The sequence below is a fragment of the Bradyrhizobium sp. Tv2a-2 genome (assembly GCF_000472425.1).
Classification (GTDB): Bacteria; Pseudomonadota; Alphaproteobacteria; order Rhizobiales; family Xanthobacteraceae; genus Bradyrhizobium.
In genome coordinates this window covers 214,080-226,350 of the sequence record NZ_AXAI01000006.1, presented here as the reverse complement: position 1 = coordinate 226,350, position 12,271 = coordinate 214,080, and the positions used below count along the sequence as shown (strand labels likewise).

General features: G+C 55.9%; 8 protein-coding genes and 1 pseudogene. 6 read left to right on the top strand and 3 right to left on the bottom strand.

The annotated features are described in order from the left end of the window. Nucleotides 1-13: 13 nt before the first annotated feature. On the bottom strand, nucleotides 14-1,348 hold the full coding sequence (locus A3AI_RS0114235; protein WP_024516231.1) for a GumC family protein: 1,335 nt from the start codon (nucleotides 1,346-1,348) through the stop codon (nucleotides 14-16). Between the two features lie 296 nt (nucleotides 1,349-1,644). Here A3AI_RS0114235 and A3AI_RS0114230 point away from each other — a divergent pair, with 296 nt between their 5' ends. From A3AI_RS0114230 to A3AI_RS0114220, 3 genes are all read left to right on the top strand, one after another. Continuing rightward, complete coding sequence (locus A3AI_RS0114230; protein WP_024516230.1) at nucleotides 1,645-2,481, top strand: ExeA family protein; 837 nt, start codon at nucleotides 1,645-1,647, stop codon at nucleotides 2,479-2,481. 117 nt (nucleotides 2,482-2,598) lie between these two features. Beyond that, entirely contained in the window at nucleotides 2,599-3,192 is a 594-nt protein-coding gene (locus tag A3AI_RS0114225; protein WP_024516229.1) for a polysaccharide biosynthesis/export family protein, read from the top strand. 148 nt (nucleotides 3,193-3,340) lie between these two features. Next, a complete protein-coding gene (locus A3AI_RS0114220) occupies nucleotides 3,341-4,471 on the top strand; it encodes a hypothetical protein (protein ID WP_051382394.1) in 1,131 nt (376 codons plus the stop codon). A gap of 51 nt (nucleotides 4,472-4,522) precedes the next feature. Here the strand turns inward: A3AI_RS0114220 and A3AI_RS0114215 are convergent, their stop codons facing one another. Both A3AI_RS0114215 and A3AI_RS45255 read right to left on the bottom strand, forming a co-directional pair. Then, nucleotides 4,523-6,934, bottom strand: coding sequence for a tetratricopeptide repeat protein (locus A3AI_RS0114215; RefSeq protein ID WP_063615464.1), 2,412 nt, complete (start codon nucleotides 6,932-6,934; stop codon nucleotides 4,523-4,525). Then, a complete protein-coding gene (locus tag A3AI_RS45255; RefSeq protein WP_024516226.1) occupies nucleotides 6,924-8,147 on the bottom strand; it encodes a WecB/TagA/CpsF family glycosyltransferase in 1,224 nt (407 codons plus the stop codon). Before A3AI_RS45255 ends, A3AI_RS0114215 begins: the two co-directional genes overlap by 11 nt. 537 nt (nucleotides 8,148-8,684) lie before the next feature. On the opposite strand from A3AI_RS45255, the gene A3AI_RS0114200 reads away from it, so the two are divergent. The 3 genes and pseudogenes from A3AI_RS0114200 (at nucleotide 8,685) to A3AI_RS0114185 (ending at nucleotide 11,484) form a co-directional block, all read left to right on the top strand. Continuing rightward, a complete protein-coding gene (locus tag A3AI_RS0114200) occupies nucleotides 8,685-9,332 on the top strand; it encodes a PEP-CTERM domain protein (RefSeq protein ID WP_024516225.1) in 648 nt (215 codons plus the stop codon). Nucleotides 9,333-10,228: 896 nt separating this feature from the next. Continuing rightward, a pseudogene (locus A3AI_RS50235) lies at nucleotides 10,229-10,366 on the top strand (PEP-CTERM sorting domain-containing protein); the annotation flags it as partial. A gap of 563 nt (nucleotides 10,367-10,929) precedes the next feature. Next, entirely contained in the window at nucleotides 10,930-11,484 is a 555-nt protein-coding gene (locus tag A3AI_RS0114185; protein ID WP_024516222.1) for a PEP-CTERM domain protein, read from the top strand. The last annotated feature ends 787 nt before the right edge of the window (nucleotides 11,485-12,271 follow it).

The following is a 12,271-nucleotide window of genomic DNA, read 5'->3' as shown; positions in this document are numbered from 1 at the left end:
CCCCGGGACTAAATCAATGAAAAAGACCGACCTTCGCTCGCGCGATTATTAAGTCGAGCGGCAACAACAGGCTCGCGCCGACCATCCCAATCGACAGAACCGCGATCACCAAGCTCACGACCACCAGCAGTCGGCGCTTGCGACTGCTCGTTTCAGCCGCGGTCACAATATAGGGGATGGCGACGACCAAGCGACTATCAACAAGATTGAAGATGTCACTGCTCCGCCGGATCGTTTTATCGGCAAATTCAACCAAGAACGCCAAAGCAAAGCCAGCGCCGAACGCAGCCATTACCGATAAGCCGAGCAATTTCCCCCGATTGGGACGGATCGGACGTTGTGGCACCGTCGGCTGCTCGATGACCTCGAGCTTTTCTGATTGCTGCTCCTTCTCGAGATTTTCGCCGAGATGGGCTGCTCCGAGCTTAGCCGTCGCCACCTCGAGATCCTTCTGAAGGGCGTCGCGTTGGGCTGTCAGCGAGTCGAGATCGCCCACAGACGCCGCCTCGCCCTTTGGCGCAGGCGAGATCGCCTTCTCCAAAGCCTGGATCTGCTTTGTCAGAGCTTGGATCGTCGGATGACGCGGCGAATACAGCGCGCTCTTCTCAAGGAGCTCCGCCCTAAGCTGCGCCAATGCAGCGGTCGATTGATCGGGAGCGGTCGTGCTGACTTTCCCCTGGGACGCTTTCAGCCGCGCAATCTTGTCGTCGAGCGCCGTGCTCTCGCCTTGCAGTCGCTCGGCCTCCCGGGCCAGAAACTTGGTCGTGTCATTTGCACGACTGGTTCGGTCGCGAAGGTCTTCGCTTAGAATACGCGTCACGAGTTCATTTGCGACCTGCGCAGCAATCTGCGGGTCGGGATATTCGAATCCAACGGAGAACACGATCGTGGGGTTCTCCAATCGTGAACGCTGCTTGAAGTCGAGGGTTGGGTCTACCGGGGCAATCTTTGTGCTCTTCTTGACCTCATCCACCAGCTCGGTGACGGACATAAAGTCGCGTTTTTGCGGGAAAAGGTGCAACTTGTCGACGATCGCCATCAGGTTGTCGCGTGTCATCGTGCGCTGCTCGATAACCTGAATGCGCTCTTGTGCCGCGCTCGTTACCGTGGGCCGCACCAACTCCGTGGGAATTTGCTGAGATTGGACCAGGATCGTGCCTTGCGAAAGGTAGATCGCCGGCCACAAAAACACGACTGGCACGCCTATCAGGATTACGGCGATAAAGGGAACCGCAAAGTACAGCCAACGGCGCTTGGCGAGCTCCAAGTAAAAATCTAACCGCAGTAGGTGACCGCGGTCGTGCTCCTCGAAATCACCTTCGTCCTCGAATTCCACTCTCTGCAGCATATCTCAGTCCAAATCCGACCGGCGCTGTCGCTGAATCGAGCGGCAGCCCTCTGAAAGCATTGCCAATTTCCGAGAAGGCAAATTTCTCAGGGTTTTCGAGGAGTTCCCCGCGAATTAAATGATCCTAGCACGAATTTTGTATGAATTGGTAAGCCAAATAAGTTTCGGGCGTTATTATTAATGTGGCGGCCGGTTCTTTGCCGCAGCTTGGTCGCGTTGTTTACATTGATCAGAAAACCTCCGCGCGGTCTGTAATGGCTTCTACTATAAGATCGCCGAGCGACTAAGGAATTCGGATGTACGAAACCTTCTACCAGCTGCGGGAAAAACCATTCTCGATCCTACCGGATCCCGACATGATTTATTGGGGTCGTACACATACGATGGCGTTTACCATGCTGGAATTCGGCGTCCTCAACAATGCAGGGTTCACCGTCATCACTGGTGAAATCGGATCGGGCAAGACCACCCTGGTCCGCCACCTTCTCCGCCAGCTTAGTCCAAGCCTGACGGTAGGCTTGATTTCCAATTCCCCTCAAGGGCGTCAGGAGCTGCTGGAATGGATCCTGATGTCACTCGATCAAAACTTCGAAGGGTCCTATCCGCAGCTTTTCAAACGCCTTCAGGACTTCCTCCACGGACAATATGCCGCCGGTCGGCGCACCGTGCTCATCATCGATGAAGCGCAGAACCTCGAGCCTGGCGCGTTGGAACATTTAAGAATGTTGTCCAACATCAACGCCGATAAATTTCAGGTCCTGCAGTTGATCTTGATCGGCCAACCGCAGCTTCGCGAACAGCTCCTCAAGCCGGAGCTTCACCAGTTTGCGCAGCGTATCTCGTCCGATTTCCATATCCGGCCACTCGAGCCGACGGAGATTGATCGCTACATCCAGTTTAGATTGCAGGCGGCAGGCGCGAGGCGACCGCTCTTCAGCCGCGAGGCAAGTGACCTGATCGGTTTCGCAGCCCGCGGGATCCCCCGCATGATCAATATTCTCTCTGATACGGCGCTCGTTTACGGTTTTGCAAGGGACCAGAAATTAATCGGCAGCGAGATTATCCGGGAAGTTATTGCAGATAAGCAACAGCACAGCATTTTCCCCGTGGAAGCCGCCCCCCTGCCCCCGTAAATATTTGAATTGTCAGAGGCCGAACGCTAAAGATTCGCCCGGGGCGACGCGCCAGCGTTGTATTGCTTGTCCTGCACCGGCCTCCGTCGGCGGGATCACAAGCAGGGGAATCAATCAATGCGGATCCTGATCATTCTGATGGGCTTTGGGCTTTGGGCGCTCTCGGCCGGCGCCATCCAGGCACAAACGCTCAAGCCCGGCGATACCCTGAGCATCAGCGTGCTCCAGGATCCGAAGCTCGACCGGACCGTGACAGTCGACCCCTCCGGTCAGATCGCGTTTCCTTTGGCCGGTCACCTCCGCGCCCGCGGTCTGACAGCGGAGCAACTCGAACGGACCCTGACTGCTCGGCTAAAGGACAACTACAAGGACGACCGGCTGGACGTCACCGTCGCGGTGCTGAGCGCTCCGAAAGACGTTCCTGAGGAGGACCTCAAGCCCAGAATCTTCGTGACCGGCGAAGTGTCGCGACCTGGACCGTACGTTCTTCGACAAAAAACCACCCTGATGCAAGCCATTTCACTGGCAGGTGGAATTGGTCCCTACGCCGCCAAGCGGCGCATCCAGGTCCGTCGACGCTCAGTCAGCGGTGACGAGGCGATTTTCAGTTTCGATTATAGCGCCTATGAAGCGGGCGCGGACATCGAAGGTAATATCGTACTGCAAGCGGGTGACGTGATCATGGTTCCTGAGCGGCATCTATTTGAGTAGCCGCAACTGGGAATCCGCGGGGGCCATTGCAGTGAGGGCAGCCGTCCTAGCAGTTTCGACGAGTCTGTGCGTCTTGCCCGTCTCCGCGTCCGCGGAGGACTGGTCGCTTCGATCGACCCAGAGTGAGACCGTAGAGTTCAACGATAATATGTTTTTGCAGAATCCGAACCCGGGTTATACGGTCGGATCCTATACTGGCATTACGAGTAACGCCGAAGCTCGCACGCCGACCTCGAAGTTCGACCTCGACAGCAATGTCAACTATCGAAAATATTGGGGACCGGGAGCCGAGGCAGCCCCGCAAACGGAAAGTCTCTCCTATGGCTTTACGGGCCACTACGAGAGCTACGGAAAGAACACCTTCGATCGCAATTTCGTCGAATCCAGTTTCAGCTCGCAAAGTTCGGCTTTCGCGTTGCTCGACCAGCTCGGCGTTCTTTCAGGCGTTAACGGTGCCGTCGATCAGTTCACGCTCCGGGGAGGCATTGATCGCGCGTTAACTGCCCGAGACACGATCAGCGTGAATGCGCAATCGACCCACACATTTTACGATCCATCCGGGGCCGGCACGGCATTCACCGACACCTTGGCCAGCGGGATATGGCAGCACCGCCTAAATGCCAATCTCTCTTTGTCATCTTCGACGCAAGCCGAGTGGCTTTCATACGAGAACACCCTGGGCACTGACGTGTTGATCCTTCGCAATCAGGAGGGCGTCGACGTCTCCTTTTCCCCGCTCCTGTCCTTCCGCGGGTCAGCCGGCGCGGCCTACATCAAGACTGAAAACGGCGTCAACACACTCACCTCGATCGGCGCGCCGGGAGCTAGCGGTTCGCTCTCTTCATCGAGCGTCGGCTTCATCACGGACATGCTTCTGACCTACAAAGCGCTAAAATCGACGACCTTTACGCTCTCGGCGACCCAGACCGTCGGACCCACGATTGTGGGTTCGCTGTATCAAGTCGGCATCCTTCGGGCCGGCATGACTCATACGATAAACTCGCATTCATCACTCTCGCTTGCTGCTGATGTCAGCCGAACGATCTCAACCAACACGACCGATTTTGCGTCCGCATCGATAGCTTACAGCCACGAGTTGACGCGCGAGTGGAACGCGCAGATTTCGTATCGTCACCTGCATCGTTTTGCCAGCAGCGGCTCCGCGACGTTCGATCCGATCACCGGGACCCCTATCCTATCGGGTACCGGCCCCGCTGATTCGAACAGCATCCTGGTCGTTGTCAGTAAGAGCATAACCATCTTGCCGCATAGCAATTAAACCTTCCAACGGATGGCTTCGCGCACTGCCATCGATGCGTCAGCCGATTCCCTATTTTGTTGCGGGCTCGCCTAGCGCCTCTGCAATCTCAGAATGCAGTGCCGTTCCATTCGGCTCGAGATGAAGCGCAAGCTTGAACTGCTCGGTCGCGCTGCTCTCGTCACCGGCTTTCCTGTAGCTCATTCCGAGATGATAATGAACAGCGGACTGATCGGCCATCTTCGGTGCCGCCTCCGCGAGCAGCTTGACGGCCATCTGATACTCACCGCGCTTGTACAGCACCCAGCCATACGTATCCTGAAATTGCGGAACATGCGAATTCCGCAGCGGCTCGGCGAGCGCCATCGCTCGTTCGATGCTGGCGTTGTCCGTCCTATGATCAAGCACCAGACTGACATAGTTGTTGATAGCGACGATCTGGCCCGGTTGATCTTTGAGAATCGCGTCGTATTGAGCGATTGCGGCGTCGAAATCCCCCTTCTGGATTTGCAGATTACCAAGTGCGAGCCGAAGATTTAGATTATCCGGCTGGTCGCGCATCCCGGCCTGGACTGCGTCGATGGCTGCGACGTAGTCCTTCTTTCGCGCATAGAAGTCCGCGAGCGAAAGATAGCCAACCGGATCCTGCGGCTGAGCCGCGACCGCAGCCTTGAAATTACCGAGCGCCAAGTCATCCTTGTTCTCGGCCAGGTTGACGCGTCCTGCAAGCGCCAACAATTGCGCATTGGCCGGAGACTTGCTCATCTGACCCTGCAACAGAAGGTTGGCTTTCTCCGGTTGCTTGTCACGGAGATAGGCCGATACCAGATCAACGATCGGCCGAAACGCATCGGGCGCATAGTTGTGAGCATCTTCAAGAGCCGCAATGGTCTCTTGACCCTTGTTTTCGCCGGTAAAGGACGCGGCACGGATTTCATCAGCCAGTACGCGACCATCCGCGTTCTTTGCGATCGCGTCAGCGACGGCGCGTGCGCCAGCCCAATTGCTGCGCGACAAGCGTACCTGGGCAAGAGAAGATAAGACCTGCGCGTTACCAGGATTGCGGCCAGCCGCCTCGATCAGAACCGATTCGGCCCGTTCTCGATCACCGTTGCGCTGCAAGAAAGCAACGTAGCGCTGCACGACGGGCGGACTGAACCCGGACGATTTCATTGCGTCGGCATATTGACGGTCAGCCAATTCCCTCTTGCCACCGCGCTCATAAGCCGCCGCAAGCGCCAACAAGAGCTCCGATGATTTCGGCTGATCGTTGAGCGCCTCTCGCAAGTCAGCAATGGCGTCATCGATTTGCCCTCGATCAATCTTGATCGCAGCTCGAAGTCGCAACGCGCCGGTATTCCGTCGATCGCCGGCGATTATCTCGGCAATGATCGGTTCGGCCGCCGCGAGGTTGTTGCGGCTGACATAAATCTCCGCCAACTTGAGGTTGGCTGCCGCCTTTCGATCTGCCGCATTCGCAGACGATGCGAGGCCCTGCAGAAGGTCGGTAGCCTCACTTACTTTGCCTTCGGAAATATCGACCTCAGCCAGCGCAAGCTGATAGTCGAATACGTCGCCGCCAGATTTGATGCGGTTCTCTAGCTCAGCACGCGCCGCCTGCAGCCCCTTGCTTGTGTTCAAGAATCGCACAAGGTCCAGGACTGCCCTCTTGTCGCTCGGATCCATGTCGACGCGTGCGCGCAATTCTTTCTCCGCTTCGTCAAACTTGCGTTCGGCGCCGAGCAGTTGCACGAGCTGTAGGCGGGAGGCGGTGTCTTTTGGATGTGCATCCACAATGCCGTGCTGGATTTCCTCCGCCCGCTTGAGGTCACCCATCCGCACAAGAACTTGAACCTTGAGCTGCGCCACGCGCATTTCATCCTTGCTGTCGATCCTCAGGCCGTCCAGCATCCTGAGCGCGCCATCCGTATCGCCATCAACGAGCTTACGCGCCGCAATGAAGCTGACCGCGTCGACATTGTTGGGGTCGATAGAGAGGGCCCGAGTGGCTTCGCGCAACGCTGTGCCGGGATCATTGCTGCGCGCTGACGCAGCTGCCTTGAGTGCGTGCAGCTCGGCATTCGGAGTGTCTCCCTCCCGGGCGAGCTCCAGCACTTTGGCCGCAGCGTCCGTGGCACCTCCAGCGAGCATGATTCGGACGAGCTTGAGACGAGCAGCAAGATCATTCGGATCGAGTTCAACGATGCGGCGCAAATCGAGGAACAAGGACTGCGCCTTGGTCCGTTCATCGATTCCAGCAAGCGCTCTCCAAACGTCGACCTTGTCAGCCGTGTACTTGATAGCCTTCAAAAGCTCCACTCGCGCAGCGAGATCGTCCCCCTTGGCGATCAATTCCATGCCGCGCTGGTAATAGTTCTGTGCCTTTTCCTGTGGCGAGCTACAACCCACAAGAGCAAGCGCCAGCAAGGGTACCGCGATTGAAGAGCGCAAAGGGGTAATCGTGCGTTGAACCTTAGGCAGCATGAGTTTGCCTTTCCTCCACGAACGGACCAATTCTAGTTAGAATAGACGAAGGGCAATGATCCTCTTGAAATAGCAAGAAATCGAAGCCGTTAAGGCGAAACGCCCTCCTAATTGCCGGCGGCGTTCCCACGACGGACAGCTCGTGGTCGCGGTCACGAAGTTCTTTTCGTACCATGAGCAGCAGGCCCAAAAACCGCGGATCGATAGTTTCGGTATCCCTCATATCAACTTTCAACGGCTTCCCGCGATCTAGCGCCTGCCGAAAGCTGAGTACAGCCTCTACGACATGCTCCTTAGTCGCACTTCCGAGCAGGCAAACCCGGGTTGCCTCCGCCTCGTCCACAATAAGCGTCGTCAGCCTGGCATCAGTGCTGGCGCGGAGCTTTAGCCACCAGGTGTTCAGCACGAATGGAAGCACACGCGTAAAAACGAGACGCAGAAGCCTCAGTCCGTCAGCCCAGTATCGGCGCCACAAATAGGGCTCCTCTCTGATACGCCATAGCCATTCTAACCCAAGCCTTTGCAGCCGCCCGGGCGCGCGCCTGACCGCACCCACCTCGAAATTGATTGTAGCACCAAACTGTGCCCTGACGGGCGGATCTAGTCGATCATGGTTTTTAAAGAGCCAATCTTGAGCTTTCTTCGCATTTAAGAACACCGCCAAGATATCGGCACGACTTGCATTAATACGGTCCACAATTTCAGACCGGCTTATCTCATCGACCGACCCGAATCCCGGATTGAAGGCGTCGACGCACTTCAAACCCAACGATTCAGCGTTCAGCATCTCCCCGACCTGTGTCGCAGTTTCATTGGGTCCACCGAAAAGGAAAATCGTGCGGCGAGATCCCACCGGTTTTTCATATTTCAGTGCACTAAAAATATCGGCCCCTGAAACCCGGTCACGCAGCCGCACACCCAATAAACGCGCTATCCAGACGATGGGCATGCCATCGACCGGGCAAAGATCACTGGCCAAAAGCGTATCGTGAAATAGCCGGTCGCTCAGACTGGCAATCAGAAAGTTTACGTTTGGTGTCGATAGCAGGAATGGCCGGCGCGCCTCGATAGCAGCGTGCAAGAGTTGGAGTACAGCCGAAAGCCCAAGACCATCAATGGGAATTCCAAGAATCCCGAAAACTTCCCGTGAGAGTTGGTCATCCAATGTCGCGAGACCGGGATCCCTTACGGAATGCATCTGCATCATTTGCATCGGCGCTGCCCACAAACGAAATGGTTTCAATCAGCTAGCGAACCCGAGCGCTCGAAAACACTTGAGTTTAATTTTTGGTTTATAGCCGGTGTTTTTCTTAAAAAACAGGTGATTTTAATATTAGATTAACGGAACAGAGACTTGGTCAAAATTATCGTTTGATAAGTCAAGCTATTGGGATGTTCGAGCTTGCAACCCTCGCGGCTCACAAATATCTCGCCGCAAAGAAACGAACTGACGAATTTTCGCTGGAATATCGGCCGGCCGGCGACGAACCCTGAATTTCGACATCCAGGATGGCCGAGCGCTGCGAACTTGTCGGAAGTGCCTTGAAGAGCTAGGGGAAGCTTCCTGTCAGCCGGACGAACGCCCTCTGACTGCAGCTAACAGATTGGGACGTGGACCGCACACCCCCTCCAAATTATATCAATTTAAATGTCGGCGGAAATCTTAATTTAATGAATTGACACAGTTCAACCGTCGCGCTACGTTGCGCCGATTAATACTTCATTAACGTTTTTGTTTTGGGAGAGTTGAATGGTGCGTAAAGGGTTATTGGCCTGCACTGCGGCCTTGGGTCTTTTGAGCCTCAGCGCTCAGGCGAATGCCGCAACTTTGACGGCAAGTCTTGATCAGACGGACGTCAACGGGTTCGGCTCGGGTCCGTATGGAACTGTCACCGTGAAGGACATTTCGGGCGGCGTTGATATCCTGGTTCAGCTTGCCAGCGGATTTAGCTTCGTTGATACCGGCAGCCACACCTCGTTTGCATTTGAGCTCGCAGCGGGCAGTCCTCTTGGCACAATCACGATGATCCAGCCCACCGGATCGCCGAATTATTCAGTTGTGACCTCGCCATCGGATAGTCCGTATGGTTCGTTCACAGAGGGTCTGAGCTGCACCGCACTTTGTGGTAATGGTGGTTCGAATCCAACTCCGCCGCCACTCGAATTCACGCTGATAGGTAGCGGCATTACAACGGCAAGCTTCGTTCAGAACTCTGACAATGATCACATCATTTTTGCCGCCGACGTCATCCTTGGGAGGACGACTGGCGCGATCGGCGCCTCAACGCTGGTGGCCGCTGTGCCTGAGATCTCGACTTGGGCAATGATGGTCCTTGGCTTCGCCGGCCTGGGTTTCATGGCTTATAGCCGCAAGAACATTGCAGTCCGACTAGCCTAAACGGCGGCCGCATTATTCCCCTTGAAGGGACCGCCCTCGGGCGGTCTTTTGTTTGTCGTTTCCCGGATCAAGCCGGGTAAATGGTGCATTCAAGAATTTTCCAATTGCGGACCTCGATTATCGACGCTGCAGAAAAGTTGGTGGGTGGCACCGCAGGTATGTTCGTCGCCCACTGACAAATGTCCTCTTGATTGTAGTCAGAGTCAGCGTGGGGCTTCATCCGGCCTCCTGTTCCGAATGCACTGACGATTTAACTCTTATAAAAGGACTGAATTTAATAGATTTGACACGATTCAGTCGCGGCGTTATCCTGCCGTGTTTAAATTTTCATTTCTGGCGCGAAATCGAGCAGGCGCGCCGGCAGACCACGTGATCGAATCGATTTTGCTGCTGGGGATAGGCCAGGCGCGCAATTATCGACAACCAAGCCGCAAAGCGGCATAGTTAGCTGTTAAAACAGGGGGTATTTAATGTTTAATTGGAGATCGACGGTTGCGGGGTTGGCCATCTGCACCGGCCTGGCGATGCCGGCTAAGGCGAATGTGGTATACGATCTCTCGTTTCAGGGAGGGGGATCGGGTGTTCTAACTTTGAACTTCGCTACGGTAGCGGCAGCGGAGAACATCAATTACACGAGCATAACACCCTACTTTGTGAGCTTGACCGTCACGGGTCTCGACGGAATGGATTTTAATATCCTCCCATCCAATCTGCAAAATAACGGCGCTATCCAAACCGGCCCATCAGGTCAGTTCTGGACTCTCACGATAAACGAAGCCGTTCCGACGAGCGGTGATTATCTGTCTATCTATACACAGTCCGGCGAGATCTACACGACGCCCTATGGGCATGGCATATTCAACACGACAATAACTTCGATCGATGGGCCCACCCTTGCCTCGGCTGTCCCTGAGCCTTCCACTTGGGCGATGATGATCTTAGGATTCGTCGGTCTTGGTTTCATGGCTTATGGCCGCAAACTTGGGGTTGTTTGGCATTCATCACCTTCCCCGCGCTGTCGCGCGCTCACCTAAGGCCGGAACGAGCGGTCACAGAACCTGCCGCGATTGTCGTGCTTGAGCACATAGGCGCCTTTGCCCTTTTGGGCGAGATGGGCGGATCATCGGCGCCGCGGAAAAGTTGGTGGGCGGCGCCGCAGCTATCTTCGTTGTCCACTGGTTCTTAGCCTTTATCTCGAGCCGAAAAGCCAATATCGCAGTGCGCGGTTTGCGCGCGGGGAGAACCGCGCGGCTCTCATGCTCGTCGAGAGAAATTTGCTTGATCGAAGTTTCGAGCGCGCAGAGCATTAACACGCCATCCATGCTCTCCCGGCGGGCCGCGCCGGCCACCACTCACACCGAGCCATCCGCTAGGTCGCGAATGCCAGTGGTCGTAACCTGACGCCTTCCGTGTCAGGCCGTTCGGGTTGCAATCGCTCGGCACCCTAGGTGCCGGGTTTCTCTTTGATCGAATTGTGCGCCCACCAGTTAATTTGCGCAACGAGACGTGATTTAACTGCGTCAAACCATCATACAGATGACATGCATAGCCAGTTACCGTTGGGGCGTCCATTTGGACGGTAAATGGAGTTAAAACAATGACCTCTTGGAAGTGCATCGTCCCGTTGCTCGGTGCAGCATTGCCCCTGATCATCACGCCCGCAAAAGCTGCTGTGGTCGAAACCTTTGACTGGAGCCTGACGGGCCCAAGCGCCTCCAGTGGCGGCATCCCTGATCCCGCTAGTGGAACGCTCGTAGCCACCGAAGGAACGGATGGCGCATGGACGGTGATCTCAGTCAGCGGAACGGTGACAGAGAAAGCTGGGACCTTTGCCATAACCGGCCCGATCTCCTTTTTTCTAAGCGACAATATAATTTATCCGGCCGGCACGACTACGCTCTCAACCGGCGGATTTGCCTTCCAAGCCAGCAATGGCGAACAATTCGATATTTTCAGCTTCTATGGGCAGGGATCGACCCCTTCCGGCAATGCATACGGTGAATTTACGTCTGCTGACGGTTTTGGCGTTGGTACATTCACGTTGACGGCTGCGGTCCCTGAAGCGTCCACTTGGGTCATGATGATCCTCGGCTTCGCCGGACTCGGCGTCATGGCGTATCGCCGTGGATCTCAGCTCAGCTTCGCCGGTTAATTGATCGAAATCCGCGACGATTGTGAGCTCGTGGCCATCTGCACGTTCATCGTCAATGGCATGGGAGGGAGAGGCCGCCTCCGGGCGGTCTCAGCAGCCTTCAAAGGGCGCAACGCAGTACGCAGCCGAACCAAATCCCAGCGCCCTGGCGCAAAATTCCCGTGATGCACGCTGCCATGAAAAGCCGCCCTTAGCACCCGCGTGACCGTGGGCCACAAAGCTCAGATGCTGCTTCCGCGTGCCCAAATCGTCACTGGGTCTTGATTGAGAAATTCAGGGAAAACTTTAGGTTCATTGGCGTGCCGAGCAATCCGGCGCTGGCTTGGAGCGATCGACCACTCCAGGTCCGTTTTATTTGATCTTAGTTTATGCTCGACTCGCGCATGAGGTCTGTTGGCGACAATTCTCACAAATCAACCCAGCGCATTTTTTCTATTGGGGGTTACAGCAGTTTCGTGAGCCCCTCCCCAGCCCTGAAATTGGGCGATGAGACGAAAGATTGGTCCCATCACGCTCGCCTGGTTGCAGTCATCAGGTGATGAAGGCCGCCGGGCGCCTCGTGAAATCTCTTGCCGGGCGGGCTTTGTCTCGGCCCTCTCTCATTTTTCGCTGTCATGTGCCGAGCGCGATTTGTCTAGCGCAATCCTTACCAGACGCACTAACCGGCTGTCAGGGCAACGCACAATCGCTGCGGTCCGACGCTGAGCTGACCGCAACCGCGCGCGATAGCGCCTAAGGGACCTCTTGGATCGCTTGTGCATTGCAATGTCCCGGCGCGACCATGCTC